This window comes from Streptomyces sp. NPDC021093, from assembly GCF_044333135.1.
GTDB lineage: Bacteria > Actinomycetota > Actinomycetes > Streptomycetales > Streptomycetaceae > Streptomyces.
Genome location: NZ_JBIRQJ010000013.1, coordinates 141,989 through 167,964, shown reverse-complemented (window position 1 = coordinate 167,964; position 25,976 = coordinate 141,989). Strand labels below are relative to the sequence as shown.

General features: G+C 72.7%; 18 protein-coding genes and 1 pseudogene. 8 read left to right on the top strand and 11 right to left on the bottom strand.

All coding sequences use genetic code 11. The annotated features are described in order from the left end of the window. Window positions 1–320: 320 nt before the first annotated feature. The 8 genes from ACH4SP_RS34665 to ACH4SP_RS34630 all read right to left on the bottom strand — a co-directional run bounded on the left by ACH4SP_RS34665 (window position 321) and on the right by ACH4SP_RS34630 (window position 12,331). Window positions 321–1,658 (bottom strand): hypothetical protein, encoded by a 1,338-nt coding sequence (locus tag ACH4SP_RS34665; protein WP_398421010.1) that lies wholly within the window; start codon window positions 1,656–1,658, stop codon window positions 321–323. 113 nt (window positions 1,659–1,771) lie between these two features. Beyond that, window positions 1,772–3,403, bottom strand: coding sequence for a purine-cytosine permease family protein (locus tag ACH4SP_RS34660; RefSeq protein ID WP_398421210.1), 1,632 nt, complete (start codon window positions 3,401–3,403; stop codon window positions 1,772–1,774). A gap of 330 nt (window positions 3,404–3,733) precedes the next feature. Further along, window positions 3,734–4,897, bottom strand: a complete 1,164-nt coding sequence (locus ACH4SP_RS34655; protein ID WP_398421008.1) for an anhydro-N-acetylmuramic acid kinase — start codon at window positions 4,895–4,897, stop codon at window positions 3,734–3,736. Further along, window positions 4,894–6,135 (bottom strand): MFS transporter, encoded by a 1,242-nt coding sequence (locus tag ACH4SP_RS34650; RefSeq protein ID WP_398421208.1) that lies wholly within the window; start codon window positions 6,133–6,135, stop codon window positions 4,894–4,896. Before ACH4SP_RS34650 ends, ACH4SP_RS34655 begins: the two co-directional genes overlap by 4 nt. 230 nt (window positions 6,136–6,365) lie before the next feature. Beyond that, window positions 6,366–7,976, bottom strand: a complete 1,611-nt coding sequence (locus tag ACH4SP_RS34645) for an ABC transporter substrate-binding protein (RefSeq protein ID WP_398421006.1) — start codon at window positions 7,974–7,976, stop codon at window positions 6,366–6,368. Window positions 7,977–8,061: 85 nt separating this feature from the next. Beyond that, window positions 8,062–10,158 carry a hypothetical protein gene (locus ACH4SP_RS34640; protein WP_398421004.1) on the bottom strand — a complete coding sequence of 699 codons (2,097 nt, stop codon included), beginning with the start codon at window positions 10,156–10,158 and terminating at the stop codon, window positions 8,062–8,064. Between the two features lie 95 nt (window positions 10,159–10,253). Beyond that, window positions 10,254–11,198 (bottom strand): carbohydrate kinase, encoded by a 945-nt coding sequence (locus tag ACH4SP_RS34635; RefSeq protein ID WP_398421002.1) that lies wholly within the window; start codon window positions 11,196–11,198, stop codon window positions 10,254–10,256. A 101-nt stretch (window positions 11,199–11,299) separates the two neighbouring features. Then, complete coding sequence (locus ACH4SP_RS34630; RefSeq protein ID WP_398421206.1) at window positions 11,300–12,331, bottom strand: MBL fold metallo-hydrolase; 1,032 nt, start codon at window positions 12,329–12,331, stop codon at window positions 11,300–11,302. 66 nt (window positions 12,332–12,397) lie between these two features. On the opposite strand from ACH4SP_RS34630, the gene ACH4SP_RS34625 reads away from it, so the two are divergent. Beyond that, the gene (locus ACH4SP_RS34625) at window positions 12,398–14,944 is read left to right on the top strand and encodes a histidine kinase (RefSeq protein ID WP_398421000.1); all 2,547 of its coding nucleotides are present in this window, start codon (window positions 12,398–12,400) and stop codon (window positions 14,942–14,944) included. Continuing rightward, on the top strand, window positions 14,941–15,582 hold the full coding sequence (locus ACH4SP_RS34620; protein WP_398421204.1) for a LuxR C-terminal-related transcriptional regulator: 642 nt from the start codon (window positions 14,941–14,943) through the stop codon (window positions 15,580–15,582). The genes ACH4SP_RS34625 and ACH4SP_RS34620 overlap by 4 nt, the downstream gene beginning before the upstream one ends. A 249-nt stretch (window positions 15,583–15,831) precedes the next feature. On the opposite strand, the gene ACH4SP_RS34615 is transcribed toward ACH4SP_RS34620, so the two are convergent. The 3 genes from ACH4SP_RS34615 to ACH4SP_RS34605 all read right to left on the bottom strand — a co-directional run bounded on the left by ACH4SP_RS34615 (window position 15,832) and on the right by ACH4SP_RS34605 (window position 20,040). Further along, window positions 15,832–16,257 carry a pyridoxamine 5'-phosphate oxidase family protein gene (locus tag ACH4SP_RS34615; protein WP_398420998.1) on the bottom strand — a complete coding sequence of 142 codons (426 nt, stop codon included), beginning with the start codon at window positions 16,255–16,257 and terminating at the stop codon, window positions 15,832–15,834. Window positions 16,258–16,370: 113 nt separating this feature from the next. Next, window positions 16,371–18,263 (bottom strand): NAD-binding lipoprotein, encoded by a 1,893-nt coding sequence (locus ACH4SP_RS34610; protein ID WP_398420996.1) that lies wholly within the window; start codon window positions 18,261–18,263, stop codon window positions 16,371–16,373. 88 nt (window positions 18,264–18,351) lie between these two features. Further along, complete coding sequence (locus ACH4SP_RS34605) at window positions 18,352–20,040, bottom strand: IclR family transcriptional regulator C-terminal domain-containing protein (RefSeq protein WP_398420994.1); 1,689 nt, start codon at window positions 20,038–20,040, stop codon at window positions 18,352–18,354. 145 nt (window positions 20,041–20,185) lie between these two features. Between ACH4SP_RS34605 and ACH4SP_RS34600 the strand changes: the two genes are divergently transcribed. The 6 genes and pseudogenes from ACH4SP_RS34600 to pcaB all read left to right on the top strand — a co-directional run. Then, entirely contained in the window at window positions 20,186–21,049 is an 864-nt protein-coding gene (locus ACH4SP_RS34600) for a CoA transferase subunit A (RefSeq protein ID WP_398420992.1), read from the top strand. Next, entirely contained in the window at window positions 21,049–21,750 is a 702-nt protein-coding gene (locus tag ACH4SP_RS34595; protein ID WP_398420990.1) for a 3-oxoacid CoA-transferase subunit B, read from the top strand. The genes ACH4SP_RS34600 and ACH4SP_RS34595 overlap by 1 nt, the downstream gene beginning before the upstream one ends. Continuing rightward, window positions 21,747–22,934, top strand: a complete 1,188-nt coding sequence (locus ACH4SP_RS34590; protein WP_398420988.1) for a thiolase family protein — start codon at window positions 21,747–21,749, stop codon at window positions 22,932–22,934. The genes ACH4SP_RS34595 and ACH4SP_RS34590 overlap by 4 nt, the downstream gene beginning before the upstream one ends. A 49-nt stretch (window positions 22,935–22,983) precedes the next feature. Further along, window positions 22,984–23,730, top strand: coding sequence for a protocatechuate 3,4-dioxygenase subunit beta (pcaH, locus tag ACH4SP_RS34585; protein ID WP_398421203.1), 747 nt, complete (start codon window positions 22,984–22,986; stop codon window positions 23,728–23,730). Next, window positions 23,730–24,299 (top strand): protocatechuate 3,4-dioxygenase subunit alpha, encoded by a 570-nt coding sequence (gene pcaG / locus ACH4SP_RS34580; protein ID WP_398420987.1) that lies wholly within the window; start codon window positions 23,730–23,732, stop codon window positions 24,297–24,299. Before pcaH ends, pcaG begins: the two co-directional genes overlap by 1 nt. After that, window positions 24,286–25,629, top strand: a pseudogene (gene pcaB / locus ACH4SP_RS34575) (3-carboxy-cis,cis-muconate cycloisomerase); the annotation flags it as partial. The gene pcaG and the pseudogene pcaB, both read left to right, overlap by 14 nt. Window positions 25,630–25,976: the final 347 nt, after the last annotated feature.

The following is a 25,976-nucleotide window of genomic DNA, read 5'->3' as shown; positions in this document are numbered from 1 at the left end:
GTCGTTGTTTGCCACCGAGAGAATGTGCTCGTGCGAGAACTCGGCCTCTGTCGTCGGCGGAACTCGATCCATGATTCTCCGCTCTCCTCCGGGACCAGTTGGAGCATCTCCTGTATCCAATGGGGAGGCGCGGTGCCCAGGACAGGGATTCCGGGGTCAACTTCGTGAGAACGCGGTCAGGTTGGTCAACCTGACCGGGCGCACCACTGGTGGGCGTGGCCCTGTCGGGGCAGTGGGGACGAAAATTGGGCACCTGCTCCTGAGGAGCAGGTGCCCGTATCAACGCCCGTGCGCGGCGCCGTGGAAACGGCTCGGTCCGCTCAGCCCTCCAGATGTGCCGGGCGGGACACTTCGAGGACCGATCCGAGGAAATCGTCGATCCTGTCCGCGATTTCATGAACGGTCGCGGTGCGGGCCCGGCGGCCCGGTTCATCCCGGTTCTTCGGAGTGACCCTGCCGTTGCCGCCGGCCGCGTCGCGGCGCAGTTCGGCCGCCGCTTCCCGCAACGTGAGCACGACCATGTTGATCAACTTCTCCGGTTCCAGGGCGAAGACGGGCTCCAGGACTTCGCGCGCCCCGTCCGGATCGTCCAGCCGCAGCCTGGCTCGCATCAGGCCGACCCGGGCCAGCGCGTCCACGGCGTAGAAGCTCTGGCCCGCCGGGAGGCGCCCGGCCCACTCCAGCGACGCGGTCAACTCGCGCAGCGCCCGCTCGGGTTCGCCCAGCGTCAACAGGGTGGACCCGGCGAGGTAGCGCTGTCTGTCGCACTGGAGGGAGAAGAGGCCCGTGCGGCCGCCGACGGCGTCGCCCTCACCTGCCCGCTCCCACTCACGCAGCGCCTCCAGGGCCCGGTCGGCGAGACCGGCCGCAGCCCAGGACCGCGCGGCCATCAGTGTGAGGAAGACGTCGAGTCCGTCCCGGGAGGGCCAGGTCGTGCCGTCGACGGCGCGTTCGGCCGACTCGACGAAATTCCGCGACCAGTAGGACTGCCGGGCCTGCACGACGCGCACCCAGCGCCGGGCCTCGTTGTCGTCCGCGAGGTCCGCCAGGTCCCAGGCGGCCATCGCCTGGTTGTACGCGGCGTTGCCGTCGCCCAGGTCGTCCGACATCCAGGCCAGCAGCGCGCAGGACTTGGCGCTCAGCGCCAGGAGCACGCGCCGCTGGGCCGGCTTCTGCCGCCCTTGGAGCAGGCGCCCCAGCCGGTCCCTCAGCATCACCGCGCGATAGACCAGCGAGCTGGGCGGCACATGCAGACAGGAGCTGGAAATACTGCTCAGTTCGCGCCGCAACTGCTCCAGGGTCGAGTCGTCCGCATTGGTTTCGGAGGCGTACTGGACCAGCCGGGCCGAGCTGCACGAGTCCTGGACGAGCGGTGTGAGGCCCGGTTCCCGAGGTGCGGCCGCGACGCGCGCCGTCCCGTCCGGGCGTGACCGCGGCCATACCGAAGCGATGTCGACCGTCTCTTTCAGGTGCTGTGACAGGACCTGGGCGACGGCTTCAGGAATTTCTCGGCGCGGATACGTACCGCGCAGCCAGTGATAAGGGGCTTTGGCACTGACCGTGCCCTCGCCGCAGAGCCGATTGATTTCGCGTGCGAGCCGCTCCGGCGACCAGCTCAGTCGTTCCAGGAAGCCTGCTAATCCAATAGCGCCAGCCATGGGACGGAACGTCACCCCCCGCACATATCCCGTATCCCGATCCGAAATTTTGCCGAAGATCGTAACACGGAGGGTGACAATCGTGCCAAGGACTGCCGGATTCTGAAGCGGCGTCAGTGCGGCTGCGCCGGCAGGACGTGCGTGCCCGACCTGTCGGTCGTGAGGCACAGCGAGCAGATGATGCCGCCCGAGGCGTTGGCCAGGACGTCCGGGCGTTCGAAGGGCTGGGCGCAGACGCCGCAGTCGTACGTCGTGGCGCTCGGGTTCCCGTCCTCGTCGAGCAGTGGCTCCTCGATGCCGTCGTCCGTGCGGCGCAGGTAGTAGCGGCCCTTGGTGGCCACCGCCACGGCCGGGGTCAGAAGTACGGCGACGGCGACTGCGACCAGCGGCGAGTACGGCTGGACCGCGTCCCCGAACAGGCCGAAGTAGACGGCGACGGAGAGGAGGGAGGAGGCCAGGAACGAGACCACGCCGACCGGGTTGACCGCGTACAGCATGCCGCGGCGGAACTCCGGCTGCTTCGGGGAGAGCTTCAGGAGGTACTTGTTGACGCCGATGTCGGTGGCGACCGTCACGACCCAGGCCATCGCGCAGTTCGAGTAGAAGCTCAGCACGTTGTTGAGGAAGGCGAACATGTTCGCCTCCATCAGGATCAGCGAGATCGCGAGGTTCACCAGGACGAAGACGATCCGGCCCGGGTAGTGCTTCGTCACGCGGGCGTACGAGTTCGTCCAGGCGAGGGAGCCGGAGTAGGAGTTGGTGACGTTGATCTTGACCTGGCTGAGCACGACGAGCAGGAGCGCCAGCGGTACGACCAGCCAGCCCGGCATCAACTGCTTGAAGGCGGCGGTGAATTGCTCGATCGGCTCGACCGCGGCCGCGACGCCGACCGCGTCCACGATGTACACGGCGAGGAAGACGCCGATGGTCTGCTTCAGCGCGCCGAAGACCACCCAGCCGGGCCCGGCCAGGAGCGTCGCGGCCCACCAGGAGCGCTTGTTCTCCGCGGTCTTGGGCGGCATGAAGCGCAGGTAGTCGATCTGCTCGCCGATCTGGCCCATGAGGGAGAGGCAGACGCCGGCGCCCAGCATCACCGCGGCCGTCGAGATTCCGGCGCCGCCCGAGCTCCCCCCGTACGCCAGGAACCGGCTCACCGAGTCGGGCTCGGCGGCGACGACGTACACCAGCGGTGCGACGATCAGGACGATCCACAGCGGGTTCGTCCAGGACTGGAGCTTGGTGAGCGCCTTCATGCCGTAGATGACGAGGGGGATGATGACGAAGGTGGAGAGGGCGTACCCGGCCCAAAGAGGCATCCCCAGAGCGAACTTGAGGCCCTGCGCCATGATGGCGCCCTCGGTGGCGAAGAAGATGAACGTGAAGCTGGCGAAGATGACGCTGGTGACGACCGAGCCGTAGTAGCCGAAGCCCGAGCCGCGGGTGATCAGGTCCAGGTCGAGGTTGTAGCGGGCCGCGTAGTAGGCGAGCGGAATGCCGGAGACGAAGATGACGGCCGCGGCGAGCAGGATCGAGAGGAGCGCGTTGCCGGTGCCGTGGGTCATGCCGATGCCCGCGCCGATGGAGAAGTCCGCCATGTACGCGATGCCGCCGAGCGCGGACGCGCCGACCACGGCCGGGGTCCAGCGGCGGTAACTGCGGGGCGCGAAGCGGAGGGTGTAGTCCTCCAGCGTCTCCTTCGCGGCCCGGCCCGCGCCGTCGGACTCCGGGGCGGGGGCCGCCTTCAGGGACTCGACGGTGGGCGGCTGATCGACCGTCACGGGGGCCTCCAATGAGGGTGGGGGTACGTGGTCGGCGACAGTAGGCAGCGGGTGTTTCCGGCCACGGTCCCGTGCGTAACGCACGTATTTCGGTGGGGGGTGGTGGTGTGCCGGGGCTCAGGGGCCCCGGCACGTCTGCGTATACGGCGGCCGGCGGGCCAGCGGGCCGGCGGGCCAGCGGGTCAGTAGGTCGGCGGGTCAGTAGGTCGGCGCGTCGGCGCGTCGGCGCGGCGGGGCGGCGGGGCTCGCTTCCCGTGCGGGGGAGAGGCGCGCTTCCGGTGCGGGGCAGGGCGCGCCTCAGCGCAGTATGAGACGTTCGACCGGGCCGTCCGCCTCCGGCAGCCGCAGGCCCCCGCGCCCTGGAGTGATCTTCCCCAGGACGCGCGGCCCGGCGGCCCCCGTGCACTGCGGCACGTTGCCCGGCAGCCCGTGCAGGGTCAGGAAGCCCAGCACCGCGAAGGCGTACGCCTCCTTCGCGTCGGACGGCAGCCCGAGCTCGTCCGACGGCCGCACCGGCACCCTGCCGCCCAGCTCGTCCCGCAGCGCCGCCAGCAGGACCGGGTTGCGGGTGCCGCCGCCCGAGGCGATCACCTCGGTCGCGCCCAGCGGCCGTACCGCGTCGGCGACCGTCCGCGCGGTGAGCCGGGTCAGCGTGGCGAGGACGTCGGCCGCGGGCAGCGCGCCGAACCCCTCCAGGGCGGCCCGCAGATAGGGCAGGTGGAACAGCTCCTTGCCCGTCGTCTTCGGGGCGGGCAGACGGTAGTACGGTTCCGCCAACAGCCGCCGCAGCAAGGGCTCGTGGACCTTCCCGGCCGCAGCGAGCGCACCCTCCGCGTCGTACCCGAACCGGCCGCCCGTCAGGTCCTGGACGGCCGCGTCGAGGAGGGCGTTGGCCGGGCCGGTGTCGAAGGCGAGCGGGGCACCGGGCGAGGGGACGGTGACGTTGGCGATCCCGCCCAGGTTCAGGGCGACCGGCACCCCGGGCCGCCCGCGCAGCCACAGCAGGTCCAGCAGGCTCACCAGAGGAGCGCCCTGCCCGCCCGCCGCGAGGTCGGCAGGACGGAAGTCGGACACCACCGGGCGGCCCGTCGCCTCCGCGATCCAGGCGCTCTGCCCGATCTGCAGCGTGCCGTACGCCCGGCCTTCCGCCACCCAGTGGTAGACGGTCTGCCCGTGCGAGGCGATCAACTCCGCTTGCCCCGCGCACAGTTCTCGGTCCGCGCGGGCGGCCAGGGCGGCGAAGGCCTGCCCGATCAGGGTGTCCAGGCGGCACACCTCGGCCAGGGTGGTACGGGACGGGGGGAGCGCGCCGGCGAGTGCGGCCCGCAGCCCCTCGTCGTACCGTGCACTGATCATCCCGAGCGGAGACATGGTCAACACGCCCTCGTTCAGGGTGAGTTCCGCTGCCGCCGCGTCGATCGCGTCGTACGACGTCCCCGACATCAGCCCGACGACCCTCATCGCAGCGGCTGCCGGTGGTCGTCGCCGCGCAGTGTCAGCAGGGCGAGCACGCTGACGGCGCACGCCCCGGCCGCGTAGTAGGCGGGGATGTCCGCGTCGCCGGTCCGTTTGATCAGCTCGGTGATGATGAGGCCCGCGCAGCCGGAGAACACCGCGTTCGACAGGGCGTACGCGAGGCCGAGGCCGGTGCAGCGGACGGACGTCGGGAACATCTCGGCCAGCATCGCGGGCCCGGGTCCTGCCATCAGTCCGACCACCGCACCCGCGACGAAGACGGCTGCGCCCTTCCCCGCCGTCGAAGTCCCCGGATCCTGGAGGAGGTTGATCAGCGGCAGGGAGAGCGCGGCGACCAGGACCGCCCCGGTCAGCATGACCGCCCGCCGCCCGATCCGGTCGCTCAGCAGACCCGCCGGGACGATCGACACGGCGAAGCCGAGATTGGCGAGCACGGTGGCCACGAGCGCCTCCCGGAAGGAGGCGTGCAGGGTGGACTGGAGGTACGACGGCAGGACGACCAGGAAGGTGTAACCGGCGGCCGCCCACCCCATGATCCGTCCGGCGCCCAGCACGATCGCCCGCAGCACGTCGACCGTGCGGGGTGGTTCGGTGGAAATCTCCTTCTCCGTGCGGAAGTTGGGTGTCTCCTCCAGGCGCAGCCGCAGCCACAGCGCGACCAGGCCCAGCGGCAGGGTCAGCAGGAACGGCACCCGCCAGCCCCAGTCGTTCAGCGCGTCCGCCGTCAGCACGGTGGCGAGCAGCGCCGCCACGCCCGCGCCGCCGAGCAGCCCGAGCGCCACGGTGAAGGACTGCCACGACCCGTAGAGCCCGCGCCGCCCGGCCGGGGCGAACTCCGTCAGCAGCGACACCGCACCCCCGAACTCCCCGCCCGCGGAGAGCCCTTGGAGGATCCGCAGCAGGGTCAGCAGCCAGGGCGCCGCCGCACCGATCGTGGCGTACGTCGGCAGCAGACCGATCAGCGTCGTCGCGGCCGTCATCAGCACGATGACCACGATCAGCGTCGGCCGCCGCCCGATCCGGTCGCCCAGCCGGCCGAACAGCGCGGCCCCCACCGGCCGGAAGAAGAACGCCAGCGCGAACGACGCGTACGTCTTGACCAGCGCCTCCGCGTCGCCGCCACCCTCGGGGGTGAAGAAGTTCGCCGCGATGACCGTCGCGAAGTAGCCGTAGACGCCGAACTCGTACCACTCGACGAAATTCCCGACCGACCCCGCGACCAGCGCCCGGCGGGAGCGGACGGGTGGCGGGGGCGCATCGCCGGGCGCACGACCGGGCGGGACCGGTGGTACGGACGGGGCGGGATGCTCGGCCGAGGGAGTCACCCTTCCTCTCTGCCCGGTGGACGTGCCGGGGAAGCCCCCGGTGACACGAGTGGCCGGGTGCCACGGTGCGGCACCTGGTCGCGTCAGCGCCGGGTGTCAGTGGCCGGGTGCCCCGGTGCGGCACTCGGTCACGTCAGCGGCTTTCCGCCCCGGGCCGAGACCGCGAGGGTGCGGACCGAGCCGTCGGATGCGATCTCGATGATCGGGATCGCCTTCTGTTCGGGGGACCCGTCGTTCTTGAACGAGATCAGCCCGCTGGCGCCGCGCACCATCTCCGTGCCTCTCAGGGAACCCCAGATCTGGATGACGTCCGAGCCGGTCACCGTGCCGTTGGTCTCCGAGTTGGCGGCGGCGAGCCGGATCCCGGCGACCGCCGTGAGCACCGCGTCATGGCCCATGATGGCCTGCCCGTCGTCCAGCGCCTCCCCCTTGAACGACGTACGGAACCGGCCGCCGGCACCGAACGACGACTGCGCCGCGCCCGGGTACGCGTCCTGCCGCAGGGCCCAGCTCCCCGGGTGTGCGAGGCCGGTGTAGACCAGCCGCACGTTGCCGTGCTTCAGCGTGTCCTTGATGTCCTGGAAGCCCGCCGCCTGCGCGGTCTGCGAGGCGTCGTCGCCGGAGATCACCAGCACCTGGCGGTCCTTCGCGCACGGGCGGTCCTTCAGCGGCGCGAGGAAGCGCGGCAGGTCGATGCCGCGGCCCGCGAAGTAGATGACGTCCGGTTTCGCCGCGCAGATGGTCGACATCCGGGTCTTGAACGCGGTCGCCACCCCGGCCCGCGACGAGTCGTACATCTCCGGTTCCGCGGCGGCCAGCCGGTTCTTGGGGAAGGCGGCCAGGAACCTGTCGCCCAGCGTCTGCGTGTACTGGTCGTCCTTCCGCTTGTCCTGGACGACCAGCACCCGCTTCTTCGCGTACTCCTCCTTCTGGAGGAACGCCGCCGCGGCGAACGCCTCGTCCGAGTTGACCGGCGCGACGCGGACCAGACCCGGCACTCCGCTCAGCGTGTCGGCGGTCAGCACCGAACCCACGGCGCCCAGGTCGAGACCGGGCGCGGCGGGCTTCGCCGTCGACCCGTCCGGGGGCGTCGCCTCCGCCGTGATCCTGCGGATCAGGCCCTCGGTGGCGTCCGTGCTGGTGCCGAGACCCGCGACCGCGACGATGCGGTCCTTGGGCGTGCGCAGCCGGATCTGCTCCAGCGTGGCGGAGGCCTGGGCGGCGCCGTTGCCGATGTGCGCCAGCAACAGCTTGATCTTCGGTACGTCGCCGTACTTGTTGGACCGGTTGGCCTCCATCTGCGCGGTGTAGGCGCCCTGTATCTCGTGCCGCACCGAATCGAGGGTGTTGGAGTCCTTCTCGCCCGGGACCATCGACATCAGGTAGACGATGCTGACGCGGCTGCTCGGCCGGTCGCTCTTCGTCGACTGGGCCTCGACCGCGGCGTTCTCCTGGTGGATCTTGGCGAACAGGCTGCCGAGGTTCTTCTTGTCGAAGACGTAACTGCCGTCGGTGACGCCGACGCAGACGCCCGCGACCCGTTCGACGCCCGTCGCGCACGAGGTGTCCACCGGAGGCCTGGGCGGGTCGGGCCGCAGCAGCAGGAACAGCCCGCCGCCCAGCACCGCGAGCGCGGCGACGAGGGCGACCGCTCTGCTCCGCCTCCGCCGCCACCAGGGCGGCAGTACGGTGCCCCAGTCGTCGGGCCGGGGGCGGGACCTGCTCCAGGGCCACTGCATCTGCGAAGCTCCTCTGCTCGGTGGGGCCGGTCTGCCGGATCGGGCCGGACAGCGCCGGGCGGGGCCGGTCTGCCGTGTCGCCCGGTCAGTCCGTGTAGCGGACGGCTTCGGCCAGCAAGGACGTGGCGTCCGAGTCGGCCACCATGGCCACCTGCCGGAACATGGCGCCGATCTTGTGGTTGAGCTCCGGCGCACCGGCCGGCAGTCGGCGGCGCGGGTCGCCCGCCAGCCACAGCGCGGCACAGAGCTCGGCGAGCGGTCGGCCCCTGGCCGGGTCGGCGTACGCGCGCGGCGCGTAGTCGTGGGCGAGCTCGCCAGCCAGCCGCTGCGGCGAGGCGTCGGACAGGTGCACGGTGTACATGGGCGCGGCGGTCACGTGGTACAGCTCGCGCAGCCAGGGCACCAGGTCCCCCGCGTCCAGCCCCGCCAGGAAACGGCCGACGACGGTGTCGAGCTGATTGTTCGCCAGCAGGTGGTAGAGCTCGTCGAGCGGCTGGTGCTGGTCCCTGTGCCACCGCGCGAGGTCGCCGTGCAGCCTGGTCCAGCGCTCCAGGGAGCCGCCCGGCACTTCGGCGAGCTCGTCGAGGAGCAGCAGCCGCAGCCACGGGTGCAGGACCGGCTGCTCGTCGTAGGTGTGGTCGGTGGTGCGGGCGGAGTCCGAACGGCGGCTGGGCAGCAGATAGCCCGAAGGGCCGCGCCCGCCCCGGGTGTGGGCGTCCTCGGGCACCCGGACCGACAGCCACAGCCGGTCCCGCAGCTCCCGCATCAGGGTGTCCCTGGCGTGCTCGGGCCGGTCGTTCAGCAGCCCCGCGTTGACGGCGGCCCTCGGGGTGCGGGCCGCGGCCACGAACGCGGCGGCCTGCCGCTGGTCCGAGGTGAACCCGGACAGCAGCCGGCGGCGGATGGCCTCGGCCAGCGACGGGTCGGACTGTGCCCCCTGCGGGTGCGCCTGGAGCAGGCCGCGCAGATCGTCGTCGGTCGGGCCCCCGGCGCGTATGCCCGCCAGGAACGTGTGCAGCGTGCTGACGCTCCACGGGTGGCCGTACGTCAGCCGGTGGACCAGCGGAGCCGTGCCCCGCAGTACGCGCGCCGCCGGGCGGCCCGCCGCGCCGGGCCGCGCCGCCTCGTACTCGGTGGCCTCCCGCGCGACCTCGGTCTCCGTCAGGTCGCGCAGTAGCACCGGACACCACCAGCTGGGCGGAGGTGCGTCCGGCCGGGGCCGCCAGGCGGCGTACGACAGCTGGCCGGGCGCGAAGATCCGGAGGGTCGTGCCGTTGCCGTTGCCGTCGGCCGACTCCGGCAGGACACGGGTGGTGGCGCCGGTGGCGACGACCAGCAGCGGGTCGTACGCCCCCCGGGAGGCGCGCTCCTGACGGAGGTCGCAGAGCAGTTCGAGGAACGGGGTGCCGTGCGGGGAAGCGATGTTGTCGAGCAGGACGAGGCAGTGGTAGAGCCGGTCGCCGCCGGTGAAGGCGGCGCCGAGGTCGTCGAGGAACGCCTTGCACAGAATGGCGTCGACGTCCTTGGCGTCCTCCGGGATCCCGCCGTGGTGCAGGTGGTTGAGGTCGATCAGGGCGTCGAAGCCCGCCGGGGCGCTGTCGTCGCCGAAGGACTTCAGCGCGCTCTTGAGGAACGGGTTGAAGGCGGCCGACGACGGGAGCCGCCGGACGCCGCGCAGCAGCAGACCGGCCAGCAGCGGCAGCGGTACGGGGATCCCCGACGGGACCAGCCCCAGGGACTCGATGGCCTCCGCCGCACCCTCCGCGGTCTGGGCCAGTTCGCCGGAACGGGCCGAGTTCAGCGCTTCCTTGAGCTCACGGCGCGCGACGACGCGGCTGTCGCGGGACAGCGGCGGAATGCTGACCGCGAGCAGCCCGAGCATCAGCCGGGGGAACCGCGGCGCGTGCACGCTGTCGTGCTTGCGGGCGAGCAGGAACGCCAGGTGCCTGGCGGTCTCGTACGGGCGCTGCGCACCGCGCGGCCCGAAGTCGACCCGGGCGGTGAGGAACCGCGCCCCCTGCCGGGCCAGATGGTCGAGCGCATGCGTCTTGCCGCTGCCGGGGCGCCCGAGGAGGACGACCACGGGCAGCGGCCTGGCCGCCTTCGTACGCTGCCAGCAGTCGCGCACGAAAGCGGTGATCTCCGCCTGACCGGCGGGGGGAGTGCTCGAACTCTGGGACATCCGGTCTCCCTGGGACAGGAGTGATCGCGGAGGCAGTATCGTTTCACGAACTCACCGGTACGGCACAGGGAATTGGCCTCTTGGCCGCCTTCGTGTCAACCGCTCCGGGTGGGGCGCACATCACGGCCAGGGAGGGCCTGCAGCTCGTGTGCGTACGGCGGTTCCGCACCCGCCCGCGAGCAGGTCAGCGCCGCCGCACGGGCGGCGAGCCCCAGCACCTCGCGCCAGCCTTCGCCGTCCAGCCCGGCCAGCGCCCGCGCGGTCAGCGGGCCGCGTGCGGACAGGGCGTGCAGAAGCGCCGCGTTCACCGTGTCCCCCGCCCCGATGGTGTCGACGACGTCGACCGGGACGCCGGGCACGGAGTGCTCCCCGCCCCGTACGAACGCGGTCAGCCCCGCCGCGCCCCGGGTCACGACGACCGCCGCTGGACCCGCCGCGAGCCAGCCCTCGACGTCGTGCCCCAGCCAGTCGGCGTCCTCCTCGCTCAGCTTCAGCAGCGAGACGTGCGGGAGCCAGCCGCGGAACCTGGCCCGGTAGGCGTCCGGGTCGGAGATCAGCCCCGCCCGGATGTTCGGGTCGAGCGCGACGAAGGTGCCGCGCGCCGCCTCCCGCCGCATCAGCTCCTCGTAGGCGGAGGCCCCGGGTTCGAGCACGAGGGAGCAGGTGCCGAACGACAACGCCCGTACGGTGTCCGGGAGGTGGGCGGGCGTCTCGAAGAGCCGGTCCGCGCAGCCCTCGACGTGGAAGCTGTATGCCGCCGAGCCGTCCGCGCCGATCGAGGTGACGGCGAGCGTGGTCGGCTCGGGGCCGCGCTGGAGCAGATCGGTGGACACCTTCTCCCGGTGCAGCCGCTCGACGAGCGAGGCGCCGAAGGCGTCGGTCGAGATCCGCGAGCAGAAGGCGACGTCCGCGCCGAGCCGGCCGAGCGCCACGGCCGTGTTGTACGGACCGCCGCCGCGCGCGGGCAGCAGCGGAGCCAGGGCGTCGCCCCCGGCCTGCGGTACGAGGTCGATCAGGGCCTCACCGGCGACGACGATCACGGAAGTGTCCTTTCGGGTATGACAGGTGCGGCAGGTGCGGGAGCGGGCGGCCGGAGCATAACCGGTCCCGCGCTCCGCCCCCGTACCGCTGTGGCGTCGTCCTAGCCCCGCACGGCGAAGTGCCGTACCCCCTCGACGTGCGCCCAGGACAGCACGCCCGCCTCGGTCAGCACCTCCAGGTGCGCGTCGATCTCCAGGACCGCCAGCATCCGGTGCTGGTCGGGCAGGTCGTCGAGACGGCGCAGCCTGCGGGTCCACGGCAGCGCCCGCGCCACGGCGAACGCGGTGAAGGCCCCCGCCCGCACCTCGCGGAGCACCGCGTCCAGCCGCTCCTCGTGATGGGCGAGGAGTTCGTCGACGCGGGTGTGCACGCTGGTGGTCACCCCGCCGTGCGCGGGCAGCAGGAGCGCGTCGGGCAACTCCCGTACGAGGCGCAGGGACTGCTGGAAGGAGCGCAGCGGGGACTTCTCCGGTACGGGCTCGAAGCCCACGGACGGCGTGATGTGCGGCAGTACGTGGTCGCCCGCGAACAGCAGGCCCGCCGCCGGGTCGCCGAACACCACGTGCCCCCGGGTGTGCCCCGGCGTCGCCACCACCGACAGCCGCCGGTCGGCGAGCCGGACCTGTTCGCCGTCGTCGAGCCAGGCGTCCGGCGGGCCGCACGGCATCGCCCGCTCCTCGGGCGTGACCGGCCACGCGTCGACCCGGTCCGCCAACTCGCCCGCGCCACAGGTCCGCAGCTGCGCGGCCTGCCGGGGGTGCGGGCCCCGGCTCAGGTCGAAGCCCTCGATGGAGTGCCGCTCGCCGCGCCCGATGCGCACCCGGGAGCCCAGGGACGCGCGCAGGGCCAGCGCCTGTGTGTAGTGGTCCCAGTGGGCGTGGGTCACCAGGATCTGGGAGATGTCGCCGAGTCCGTACCCGAGCGTGGACAGCGCCTTGGCGAGGGCCTTCTCGGTCTCCGGGCGCGCCCAGCCGGAGTCGATCAGGACCGGGCCCTCGGCGTCCTCGATCACGTAGACGTTGACGGCGGCGAGGGTGTCCAGGGGGAGTGGCAGCGGAATGCGGTGGACGCGGTCGCTCACGGCGTGGGCGCCGGGTTCGGTCCAGTCGTCGGGCTGGTCCGGCAGGGGCATCGGCACGGCTCGCTCCGATTCCATGGCGGGTGCAAGGAATGGTGAGACTAGTCCTGATCCGCCGAAGTGGGCGCATTCGAGGGCGCGTTGAGGATCACAGGCCGCGGGGGTGGACCTGGAGGGGGCCGCGGCACAGCGCGGAGTGCGGTGCGGAGTACGCGGTGCCGAGTACACGGTCTGGAGCGCGCGGCGCGGAGTGCAGGGTGTGGCGAGCACGGCGCGGAGTGCACAGCGTGGAGTGCACGGTGTGGAGCGCGTCCGGCGGGAGGCCGGGGACGGCGGGGGCGGGCTCCGCCGAGAGCCAGGGCGGCCCCGGTCGGGCCGACCGGCAGCACGTCGTGCGGGCGCACGACCGTGGCCATCGGCCGGGACGGAACCGTGCTCGGCCGAGGCCCGGTCCCGGTCCGCCTCGGCCTGGCGACGCCCGAGCAGCGCGCCGACTCGCCCGCCGCCGCGGCGAAGCCCGCCCGCCGCGTACACACCCCGGTCGTCCTCGCCTTCAACGGCGAGGACGGCGCGCTCGGCGGCAGCGGCGACCTCCCCTCCCTCGCCCTCCCCGCTCACCAGGACGAACTCATCGACGCGGTGTCCGCCGCCAACCCGCGCACGATCCTCGTCCTCAACACCGGCAGCGCGGTCACCATGCCGTGGCGGCGCAAGGTGGGGCCCGTCCGCCCTCCCCGCCGACCGCCGCACCCTCCCCCTCACCGACGAGCAGCCCGACCCGCTCCGCACCGGTCTCGCCGTCCCGGTGAAAGGTGCCCTGGACATCTATCGGAAGCACTCCCGCGACGGATCTCTCCGCGCCCCCGATGGCCTACCGTGTGGGCCGTGGAACGGCAGAGAGACAGACTCCCGGGCACCCCCCGGACCAGCACCAGAACCCTCCGGATACGCATGGCCGCGGCGGCACTCGTCGCGGCCGTCTCCGCGTCCGCGGGCAGCTGGGCGTACGTGCGCGCGGGCGGCTCAGCCGGCGACGTCGCCCGTGACCTGGCCGTCGGCCTCGCCTACGCGGGCGGCGGCCTCACCGCCTGGTGGCACCGGCCCGCCAACCGCACCGGACAGCTGATGATCGCCGAGGGCATCACCTGGTTCCTGGGCAACCTCCAGGGCACCGGAGCGCCCGCCCTGTTCGCGCTGGGCGCCTGGTGGGAGGCGCTCAACATGGCCGTCCTCGTCCACCTGGTCCTCTCCTTCCCCGACGGCCGCCTCGGCTCCGCGCTCGCCCGCCGCCTCGTCGCCCTCTCGTACGGCCTGGTCGCCTTCGGCGGTCTGCTGCGCGCGCTGACCTACGACCCCGCCGCCGTCGCCACCGAGGCCACGTACCTGTCCTGCGACGACTGCGGCCCCAACCTGCTGCACGTCCCCGCCCTCGCCGACCTCTTCACCCCCGTCGACACCGTCTACCGCGTGATCGGCTGGGTGGTCTCGATCGTGCTCGTCGGTGCGATCGTGCGGCGCTGGCAGCAGGCCTCGGTGGCCCGCCGCAGAGCCCTGCTGCCCGCCTGGATCGCCATCGCGCTCGCTTCCGCGTTCCTCCTGTGGGACCTGCTGTTCGTGCTGCTTCCCATGCCCCCGGCCGGCACCTTCCAGGAAGCGGTCTTCCTGCTGTCCGACCTCGCCCAGGTCGCCGTCCCCGTCGCCTTCCTGGTGGGGCTGCTGCGGATGCGCCTGCAGCGCGCCGAGGTCGGCGACCTCGTCATCGACCTCGGCACCGACCCCGACCAGGACCGGGTGCGCGACGTGCTCGGCCGGGTGCTCGGCGACCCCGGGCTGCGGCTCGGCCTCTGGCAGGAGGAGGAGGGCGCGTACGCCGACGGGGCGGGCGAGACCGTGCGCGGCGAGGGTGCGGGACGCACCCGCGTCGACTCCTCCCGGGGCACCCCGCTGGCCCTCCTGCACCACGACCCCGCGCTCGACGAGGACCCCGAGCTCCTCGAAGCCGTCGGCGCGGCACTGCGGCTCGCCCTGGAGAACGTATGGCTGCGGACCCAGGCCAAGGAGGTCACGTCGCGGATCGTACGGGCGGCGGACGCCGAGCGGGGACGCCTGGAGCGGGACCTGCACGACGGCGCGCAGGCCCGCCTCGTCTTCGCCCTGATGGCGCTGCGCCGCGTCGACAAGGGCCTGGCCGACCACCCCGACCCGTCGCTGCGCCGCTCCGTCGGCGAGGTCGAGGAGAGCCTCACCATGGCCCTCGAAGAACTGCGCGGCATCGCCCACGGCATCCACCCCGCCGTCCTCACCCGCGAGGGCCTCGGCCCCGCGCTCAGGGCCCTCGCCCAGCAGGCCGCGGTGCCCGTGGTGGTCGCCGCCGAACCCCGGCGCTACGACCCGGTGGTGGAGTCCACCGCGTACTTCACCGTCTGCGAGGCCCTCGCCAACGCGGCCAAGCACGCCCGCGCCAGGGCCGTCAGCGTCTCCGCCCGGCAGAGCGGGGACCGGCTCGTCGTCGAGACCGTCGACGACGGCATCGGCGGCGCCGACACCGCGCGCGGCAGCGGACTGCGGGGCCTGGCCGACCGGCTGGCCGCCGTGGACGGGATACTGCAGGTGGACTCTCCCGCAGGCGGCGGGACCAGAATCAGGGCGGAGCTTCCGTGCGGGTGATAGTTGCCGAGGACTCGGCGATCCTCAGACAGGGGATCGTACGGCTCCTCACCGACGCCGGATTCGACGTCGCCGCCGAACTCGGCGATGCGACGGGGCTGCCCGCCCTGGTCGCCGAACACCGCCCGGACGCCGTCCTCCTCGACATCCGGATGCCGCCCACCCACACCGACGAGGGCCTCAGGGCAGCCGCCGAGATCCGCGCCCGGTGGCCGGGCACGGGCGTCCTGCTGCTGTCCCAGTACGTCGAGGCGACCGACACGGTACGGGCCCTGGCCGAGGATCCGCGCGGCTTCGGCTATCTCCTCAAGGAGCGGGTCGCCGACATCGACGAACTCGGCAGCGCCCTCAAGCGCGTCGCGGCGGGGGAGAGCGTCCTGGACCCGCAGGTGGTGGACCGGCTGCTGAACACCCCGCGCGCACCGGGCCCGCTCGACGAACTCACCGCCAGGGAACGCGAAGTGCTGGCCCTGATGGCCGAGGGCCGGAGCAACGACGCCATCGCCCGTTCCCTGGTGATCGGTGCGAAGACGGTCGAGACGCACGTCCGCAACATCCTCGCCAAGCTGGCGCTGGAGACCGATCTGCACGACCACCGGAGGGTGCGGGCCGTGCTCACGTATCTGCGGGCGGCCTGAGCGGCTTCGTGGGCGGCCAGGCCGCCCGCAGCAAGAGGTACCAGCGAACCGTTCCGGGACGACGTCTCCCCCGAGACCCCCGTCTTCCCCCGTCGTCGTCCCCGGAACGGTGCCGGTGAGAACAACCATAGGCAGCCGGGGCGGGCCTGGCATCAGGGCCAGCCCTGAGATCCGGAACCAGGTCGTCCTGTCAGAATCGCCACGTCACCCCCGGCAGTCCCGTCAGGATCACTGCGTCACGCGGGACGCTCAGACCGAGCCCAGGTCCGCGCTCAGCCACCGCTCGGGGCGCATCGTGAAGGCGACCTGCTCCCCGTGCTCCTTCCAGGACCAGTCGACGTACCCCTCGACCTTGTCGGCGGGCAGATAGCGGGCGGCCATCTCGGTCAGCTGCTCCCGGGTGCCCTTCTCCGAGGAGACGAGGGGGCCCTCCACGGACACGTAGCGGATGGTCGGCTCCGTGACGTCGGCCATGAGCGTGAAGCGGCCGGCGGCCCGGATCAGCTCCGCCTTGCGGGAGTTGATGCCGGTGAGGATCCACAGCTCGCCGTCAGGGGCGTACTGGTACCAGATGGGCACGGTCAGCGGGGCGCGGCCGGGGCCGCCCTCCACGGACAGGGCGCCGATGTGCGGTTCGGCCAGGAAGCGTGCGCGTTCTTCGCGGGAGAGTGCCACGAGGGCTCCTTCGGTGCGGGACTGCGGGCCAATTGCGGTGTCAACTACAGCACATCGCCGCATCCCGCTGCCGGTGCGCGGAACCGGCGCGCGGAATCGATTCGCCTGCGCGCTCAGTCCTCCGCCATCACGATCACGCTGTCGCCCTCGGCGAACCGCAGCGTCCGCCTCTTGTCCGGGTTGAGGTGGACGCTGAACGACGGCGGCCCGGCCGCCTCCGACAGCCGCCGGTAGCCGATCGCCGACTGCCCCTGGCGGCGGGCCGACTCCACCACCGTGTAGAAGTCCGTCTCGTGCCCCAGCCGCACGTAGTCCCGGGCGGGCTTGAGGTAGATCTCGCTGCCCTCCGTCCGGAAGAGGTCCTCGAAGAGCGCGGCCCGGTGCCGGTCCTCCGACACCTGGGTCATCAGCAGGCTGATCAGCCGGTCGCTGACGATGAAGTCGTCGCTCCGGCTGATCGGTGCCAGCGCCCGGTTGCGGTCGTCGCTGAGCTCCGCGACCACCGGCAGCCCGCGGGCCAGCCCGCCCGCAATGTGCCGCAGCTGGAGCAGGGTCACCAGGGTGCGGTTGTCGGCGCGCAGCCCCATCGTGCCGTCGGCGTCGTCGCTGAGCACGATCACGTGGTCGTACGCCCCGAGTTCCAGGCCGCGCAGCACCCCGGGCTCGGTCACGTCGCCGGTCCGGAAGCCTGCCGTCAGCGCCCCCCGCTCCAGCGGCACCGAAGCGACCGTGTCGGCGAGCTCGGGCTCGCGGGCGATCACGTCGAGGGCCGAGCCCTCGGCGACGTACTGGTCGAGCTCGGTGATGACCAGGGCGGCCCGCCGGTTCCAGCCCAGCATCAGGGTCCGTTCGGGCTGCGGGACGCGCGGCGCCGGGGTGACGATCGCCGCCGTGTCGACCGTCCACGGATCGTCGGAGAGGACCACCGTGCCGTCGTCCCGGGAGATCGCGATGATCTCGTCGCCCGCACGGATCGGGGTCTGGGACGGCGGGTTGAGGGCGAGCGAGCCGTCGGCCCGGCGCAGGCCGATCACCGCGGAGGTGGCGTACGCCATGAGGGCGTCGGCGTAGCTGCGGCCCACCAGCCGTGGCTCCTCGGTGAGGTAGAACTCGTTGCCCTCGTAGGTCAGGAGCTCCATGTAGACCACCGAGAGACCGGGCTGTCTGCAGGTCTGCACGACGAGCCGGGCGGCGATGTCGTCGATGCTGAGCACGCACGCCCCCGGGCCCGCCGCGAGCCGGGCCGCGTCCCGGTTGCGCACGTCCTGCACGGCGGCCAGCACGAGGTGCGGCTGGTCCTGCATGCCCGGACTCTTGGTGACGGCGAGCAGCGTCTTCACGAGATCGGCGTCCCCGTCCTCGCCGCCCGGCGTCAGCACGATCACCGCCCGGGCGCCCTTCGGGTTGACCCGCTCGATGTCCGCGGGGTCGGCCGGGCTTCCGGTGCGGCAGATCACCCGGATGTTGCGGGTGCTCGGCACCCGGGCCCGGATCAGCTCCTCCATCTCGATCTTGTCCTTGGGGGCGAGGATCGCGACCGCCCTCCGGCGCTTGGTGGCATTTGCCTCCACCAGCTCGCTGAGGACCGGGTAGACCTGCTCCGACCAGCCGAGGAGCACCGTGTGGTGGTCCTCAAGGACCATGGACCTGCCGCGCCGCAGATCCAGGATCTTGCGGTTGACCCCGGCCGCGATCAGCCCGACCAGGCAGCTCGCGAAGAACAGCCCGACCAGCGCCAGCAGGACCGACAGCGCCACGAACACCGGCGTACCGACCGCGCCGCCGCCCAGTTTGAACGCCCAGCTCACGTTCTTCCAGATCTCCAGGGCCTGGTTGTGCAGCGTGGTGGGCCGCCGCCGGTCCGCCCAGACCAGCAGTGCGCTCACCGGGACGACGATCGCCAGGCAGATCATCGAGAGCCAGCCGATCAGGGCCGGGGTGCCGCGGGACATGGTCTTGTCGAACCAGTACCGAAGCCGGGGCCTGACGACAGAGGTGCGGGCCATGCCGCATCTCACCTCCGGAGCACGCAGAATAAGGAACCGAAATACGGAGCATACGGACAAATGCCCCAAGTGTTCCTGATCTGCTGCCTCAGCAGGCCGCGGTACGGGTGAACCTCCCGGCCGCGGCGAGGTCCTCCTCGATCCGCGCGGCCGTCGCCCGCAGCGCGGGCAGCACCTCGCTGCGGCACTGCGCGGCGGTGCGCCGGCTGCTGTGCATGGCGACGTTGACGGCGGCCACCGACCGGCCCGACCGGTCCCGCACCGGCACGGCCACCGACCGCAGGCCCTCCTCCAACTCACCGTCCGTCATGGCGAACCGCTCCTCCCGCACGCGCTCCAGAAGTGCCCCGAGGTCCTCGACGGAGGTCACCGTGTGCCGGGTCAGCGCCTGCGGCTTTGATCCGGCGAGCCGCTCCGCGCGCTCCCCTTCGGGCAGGTCCGCCAGCAGGACCCGGCCCATGGAGGTCGCGTAAGCGGGGAACCGGGTGCCCACCGTGATGTTGACGTTCATGACGCGGCTGGTGGCGACCCGCGCCGTGTACTGGATCTCCGTGCCCGTCAGCACGGACAGCGACGTCGAGTCGTGCACCTGCTGCGCCAGCGCGGCCAGGTGCGGCTCCGCGAACTGCGGCAGCGTCAGCCGCGACAGCGGCGGGAAGCCGAGCCCCAGCACCTGCGGAGTCGGCCGGAAAAGGCCCGCGCGCGCCTCCACGTACCCCAGGTGCTCGAACGTGATCAGCGCGCGCCGCGCGGTCGCCCGCGCCAGCCCGCACGCCTCGGCGACACCGGTCAGCGTCAGCGCCGACCTGCCCTCGCCGAACGCGGTCAGCACGGTCAGCCCGCGCGCCAGTGACTCCACGAAACCGGCACCCAGCTCCTGCTTGGACGCGGTGGTCCAACTCGCCAGCGCTGTAGCCGACTTGACCGGCTCCGTCGCCGGTGCCTCGCGCAGCGCGCGCTCCATGCCGGTCACGGCGGTGAGCAGCCGGGGCAGCATCGCCTTCCGCAGCGAGGCCGCGCTGTGCCTGCTGGTGTGGCTGACCACGCTCACCGCGCACACCGGCCGCCCGTCGGGGCCGCTGACCGGCAGGGCGAGCGCGACGAGACCCGGCTCGATCAACTGGTCGTCCAGCGCCCACCCCTGATCCCCCGCCCGGTGCGTACGGTCCGCGAAGTGCGCCTCGTCCGGGGTGTCCTGAGCATCCGTCAGGGGTGGCACGGCGTGGAAGCCGAGCCCCTGCGGATCGGCCGCGCGCCGCTCCCGCCAGTGCGCCCACGCGGCCGCGTCCCAGTCGGCGGCGAACAGGGCGCCGGGCGCGGTCCGTTCGGCGGGCAGTAGGTCGCCGATGCGGAAGCTCAGCGACATGGCCCGGCGCCGCGTCGACTGGTGGACGAACCGGATGCCGTCGCGGTCGGGCACCGCCAGGGACACCGACTCGTCGAGCGCGTCCGCGAGGCGCTCCGCGTGCGGGCCGAGCAGGTCGGGGAGACGGATCGAGGCGAGGTAGGCGTTGCCGAGCTCCATCAGCCGCGGGGTGAGCGCGGCGTCCCGGCCGTCCAGCCGCAGGTGCCCCATCCGGGCCAGGGTCTGGGTGATGCGGTCGACGGTCGAGCGGGCCAGGCCGGTGGACCGTACGAGATCGCCGAGGCTCAGCCGGCCGCCCGCGTCGGTGAGCCGGCGCAGCACGTCGAGGCCGCGCAGCAGCGGGCCGACGGCCTCGGCGGGGATGTCGTCGCTCGCGGGCAGGGGGGCGGTGGTGCGGTTCGTGTCGGGCATCGGCTCTCCGTGACTGATCTTGCGGCAACCGTAGCCGGGCCCGTGGCGGGGCATTGACAGGCCGGACGGGCCGACGCAGACTCTGGACGAGTCAAGTGTGAACTCTAGTTCATCAGGCGAACAGCCTGGGGTCAGGAATTCCTTCATGGACAAGGTCAGGGCCACTGCCGCCGAAGCAGTCGCCGACATCCCCTCCGGAGCGTGCCTCGCGGTCGGCGGCTTCGGGCTCAGCGGCGTACCGAACGTGCTGATCCAGGCGCTCCACGAGTCAGGGCCCGACGGCCTCAGCGTCGTCTCCAACAACTGCGGCGTGGACGGCGGAGGCCTCGGGCTCCTGCTCGCCGCGGGCCGCATCGTCCGCGTCACCGGTTCGTACGTGGGCGAGAACAAGGAGTTCGCGCGCCAGTACCTCGGCGGCGAACTGGAGGTCGAGCTGGTCCCGCAGGGCACCCTCGCGGAGCGGCTGCGCGCGGGCGGCGCGGGGATCCCGGCGTTCTTCACCCCGGCGGGCGTCGGCACCCAGGTCGCCGACGGAGGACTGCCGTGGCGTTACGGAGCGGACGGCTCGGTCGCGCTGCCGTCCCCGGCGAAGGAGGTGCGCACCTTCGACGGGCAGGAGTACGTCATGGAGCGTGGCATCCGCACCGACTTCGCCCTCGTACGGGCCGCCAGGGGCGACCGGCACGGCAACCTCGTCTTCCACCGCTCGGCCCGCAACTTCAACCCCCTGTCCGCGATGGCGGGGCGCGTGACGATCGCCGAGGTGGAGGAACTCGTCGAACCGGGGGAGCTGGACCCGGACGCGGTGCACGTACCGGGCGTCTTCGTGCAGCGGGTCGTGGCACTGACCCCGGCCCAGGCCGCCGACAAGCAGATCGAGCGGCGCATGGTCTCCGCGCCTCCGGCACGAGGCATGGTCTCCGCGCCTCCGGCACGAGGCATGGTTTCCGCGCCTCCGGCACGAGGCGTGGTCTCCGCGCCTCCGGCACGAGGGACGGTGGGCGTCTGATGGCCTGGAACCGCGCAGAGATGGCCGCCCGCGCGGCGGCCGAGCTGACCGACGGCAGCTACGTGAACCTGGGCATCGGACTGCCGACCCTCGTCCCCAACCACCTCCCCTCCGGCATCGACGTCGTCCTCCACTCCGAGAACGGGCTCCTCGGCGTCGGCCCGTACCCGACCGAGGACCAGGTCGACCCCGACCTCATCAACGCGGGCAAGGAGACGGTCACCGTCCTCCCGGGCTCGTCGTTCTTCGACTCCGCGCTCTCCTTCGGGATGATCCGCGGCGGCCACATCGACACCGCGATCCTCGGTGCCATGCAGGTCTCCGCAGGCGGGGACCTCGCCAACTGGTCGGTTCCCGGCAAGATGATCAAGGGCATGGGCGGTGCCATGGACCTCGTCCACGGCGCCCGCCGCGTCATCGTCCTCACCGACCACACCGCCAAGGACGGCACCCCGAAGATCGTGGGGGAGTGCACCCTGCCGCTCACCGGCAAGAGCTGCGTGCACCGCGTCATCACCGACCTCGGCGTACTCGACGTGACCGGCGCCGGGCTCGTACTGGTCGAGACCGCACCGGGCGTGAGCGCCGAAGAGCTGATCGGGAAGACGGGGGCGCCCGTCGCCCTCGGAGAGGCAGTGGGCCTCGGGGAGGCAGCGGGTCTCGGAGAGGCAGCGGGTCTCGGGGAGGCAGTGGGCCGATGACAACGCTTCGCGACGTATACGTGGTGGATGCCGTACGCACACCCGTCGGCAAGTACGGCGGCGCGCTCGCCGAGGTGAGGCCCGACGACCTGGCCGCCACCGTGCTGCGCCAACTTCTCGCGCGTACCCCCGAGTTGGACCCGGCCCGGATCGACGACGTGTTCCTCGGCAACGCCAACGGGGCGGGCGAGGAGAACCGCGACGTCGCCCGCATGGCGGTCCTGCTCGCCGGACTCCCGGTGTCCGTGCCCGGCGTCACCGTCAACCGGCTCTGCGGCTCCGGCATGGAAGCCGTCATCCAGGCCGCCCGCGCCGTCGCAGTCGGCGACGCGTCGATCGCCGTCGCCGGCGGCGTGGAGTCCATGAGCCGCGCCCCCTGGGTGCTGCCCAAGCCCGAGCGCGCCTTCCCCGCCGGGCACCAGCAGATGTACTCCACCACCCTCGGCTGGCGGATGACCAACCCCCGGATGCCCGAGGAATGGACGGTCGCGCTGGGCGAAGGCGCCGAACTCGTCGCCGACCGGTACTCCGTCACCCGCGAGGCCCAGGACGCCTTCGCCCTGACGAGCCATCAGAAGGCCGCCGCCGCATGGCAGAAGGGCCTGTACGACGGCGAGGTCGTGCCCGTCGACGGCATCGACCTCACCCGCGACGAATGCGTCCGCGAGTCCTCCACCGTCGAGGCACTGGCCAAGCTGGGGCCGGTCTTCCGCAAGGACGGCACCGTCACCGCCGGGAACTCCTCCCCGCTCAACGACGGCGCCGCCGCCCTGCTCCTCGTCGACGAGGACGGCCTGCGCGCCACCGGCCGCGAGCCCCTCGCCCGGATCAGCGCCTCCGCAGTCACCGGCATCGAACCGCAGTACTTCGGCGCGGGCCCCGTCGAAGCGGTGCACCGCGCCCTGAAGAAGGCCGGCCGCGACCTGGCCGACCTGGGCGTCCTCGAACTCAACGAGGCCTTCGCCGCACAGGCCCTCGCCTGCCTGTCGCAGTGGCCCGGCCTCGACCCCGCCGTCGTCAACCCGCGCGGCGGCGCCCTCGCCGTCGGCCACCCCCTCGGCGCGTCCGGTGCCCGCATCACCGGCGCCGTCGCCCACCAGCTCGCCGCCGCGGGCTCCGGCACCGGCCTCGCCACCCTGTGCATCGGCGTCGGGCAGGGCCTCGCACTCGTCCTTGAAAGGTGAACATCACTTGAGCTCCGTCGAATTGACGCAGGATCACATCACTGCCGAGATGGCCGAGCGACACGCGGCCGTCGCCAGGGCGGTCGCGGAAGGCGCCCCCGCCCCGCACCACCCGCCGCGCGACTTCGCCCCGTACCGCAGCAGCCTGCTCCGCCACCCGCAGCAACCGCTCGTGGCGCTCGGCAGCGCCGCCGACCCGGAGGCCGCCGAGCTGCACGGCCCCGTCTTCGGGGTCACCGACATCACCGACCTCGACTCCGACCTCACCCGCCAGCACCAGGGCGAGCCGCTCGGCGAGCGCATCACCGTCGACGGCCGGGTCCTCGACCGCGACGGGCGCCCCGTGCGCGGCCAGCTCGTCGAGCTGTGGCAGGCCAACGCGTCCGGCCGGTACGCCCACCAGCGCGACCAGCACCCCGCCCCGCTCGACCCCCACTTCACCGGTGTGGGACGTTGCCTGACGGACGATCAGGGCAACTACTCCTTCACCACGATCAAGCCCGGCGCATACCCCTGGCGCAACCACACCAACGCCTGGCGGCCCGCCCACCTCCACTTCTCGCTCTTCGGCACCGCCTTCACCCAGCGCCTGGTCACCCAGATGTACTTCCCCGGCGACCCGCTCTTCCCGTACGACCCGATCCTCCAGTCGGTCACCGACCAGGCCGCCCGGGACCGCCTCGTCGCCACCTACGACCACGCCCGCTCCCGCCCCGAGTGGTCGCTCGGCTACCGCTGGGACATCGTCCTGGACGGTCCCGCCGCCACGCTGCCCGACCCCGAGGAGAACCACTGATGCCTGCCGGTCCCGTGCTTCCCCCGACGCCCTCCCAGACCGTCGGCCCGTTCTACGGCTACGCGCTGCCCTTCGCGGGCGGCGGCGACATCGCCCCGGCGGGGCACCCGGACACCGTTACCGTGCACGGCCACGTACGCGACGGAAGCGGGGCGCCGGTCCCGGACGCGATCGTCGAAACGTGGCAGGCGGCCCCCGACGGCTCCCTCGCCGGCCGTCCGGGCTCGCTCCGCCGCTCCCCGGTGACCGGGGGCTTCCTCGGCCGCAACGGCGTCGACTTCACCGGCTTCGGCCGGGTCGCCACGGACGCGGACGGCCACTGGGCGGTCCGTACGCTGGCCCCGCCCGCCGGGACCCCCTACCTCTGCGTCTGCGTCTTCGCACGCGGCCTGATGCACCACCTCTACACGCGCGCCTACTTCACGGACGACGTGCGGCAGGGTCCGCTCGCCGCCCTGCCAGGGCCCCGCAGGGCCACGCTGCTCGCGTCGCCGGAGCGGGACGGCGTACGGCGCTTCGACATCCACCTCCAGGGGGAGCGGGAGACGGTGTTCCTTGACTTCCACTGAGACTTCCGCCGACCTCTTCTCGCCGGGTGCGGTGGGCGGTGCGGCCGAGGCCGCGACCGGGGACACGGCCTTCCTCCAGGCCCTGCTCGACGCCGAAGCCGCACTGACCCGGGCGCAGGTCCGGATCGGCGCGGCCCCGGCAGCCGCCGCGCAAATGGTGACGGCGGTGGCCGACGCGTCCCGCTACGACGCCCGCGACCTGGCGCTGCGGGCCAGGGCGGGCGGCAACCCGGTGATCCCCCTGATCGCCGACCTGACCGCACAGGTCGCCCGACTCGCCCCGGTCCATGCCGAGTTCGTGCACCGGGGAGCGACCAGCCAGGACATCCTCGACACGGCCCTGATGCTGATGGCGACCCGCGCGCTCGCCCCCGTCCTCTCCGACCTGTCCGACACCGCCACGGAGCTGGCCGCGCTCGCCGCCCGGCACCGCTCCACCCCCATGCCGGGGCGCACGCTCACCCAGCACGCCGTGCCGACGACCTTCGGGCTGAAGGCGGCGGGCTGGCGGTCCCTCGTCGTGGACGCGCACGACCGGCTGGCAGCGGTACGCGACACCCTCCCCGCCCAACTGGGCGGCGCCGCAGGTACCTTGGCCGCATTCGGCGAGTACGCCCCGCAGGGCGCGGACCCGCTCGACCTGCCCGCCGCCTTCGCGTCCGAACTCGGTCTTGCCGCACCCCACTTGCCCTGGCACGCCCTCCGTACCCCGGTCGCCGACCTGGCGGGTGCACTCGCCTTCACGGCGGGCGCGCTCGGCAAGATCGCCGCCGATGTGCTCGTCCTCTCCCGTACGGAGATCGGCGAACTCGCGGAAGGCGCCGGCGGCGGTTCGTCCGCGATGCCGCACAAGAGCAACCCGGTCCGCGCCACTCTGATCGCCGCTGCGGCACGCCAAGTCCCCTCCCTCGCATCGGTGTTGTTCACCTCCCTCGCCGCGGAGGACGAGCGCCCCGCCGGAGCCTGGCACGCGGAGTGGCAGCCACTGCGCGACGCACTCCGACTCACGGGCGGCGCGGCCCGGGACGCGGCGGAACTCGTCGGAGGTCTGACGGTCCACCCGGACCGCATGCGCGCCAACCTGGACCGCACCGGCGGCCTGATCGTCTCCGAACGCCTCGGCGCCGCGCTCACCCCACTGCTCGGCCGGGCCACGGCCAGGCAGGCTCTGAACCGGGCCACCCGGTACGCGGCCGAACAGGACGTGGGCCTGGCGGAAGCCCTCGCCCGTGAACCGGAGGTACTTGCGGCGCTGGCGCCGGGGGGCGGTGCCGATGTCGGTGCTGGTGCCGGTGCTGATGCTCGGCGCGCGGGCGAGGCTGCCGAGCGGGCCGAAGCAGCCGGGCTGTGCGGGGCCACCCCGCACGGTGGGCCCGCTGGCCCCGGTGCAGATGCAGGCCCAGGCGCAGACGCGAGAGCAGACGTCGGCGACGGTGGTGACACCCGGACTGGTGGTGGCGCCCGGACCGGCAGTGTCGAGGGGACCGACGAGGCAGCCCATGCGGGCGTGGGCGGCGCGCGCGGGGGAGCCTCCGGCCCCCCTTCCCGGGGCAGCGCCCGCGGAACGGTGCTCAGCCCCGCCTCCCTCGGCGCTCGGCCCGCAGTGGTGGTCCGCCCCGGCCCCGAGGGCAATCGTGCGGAGAGCGCCGCCCGCCCCGGCCACGAGGCCGATCGCAT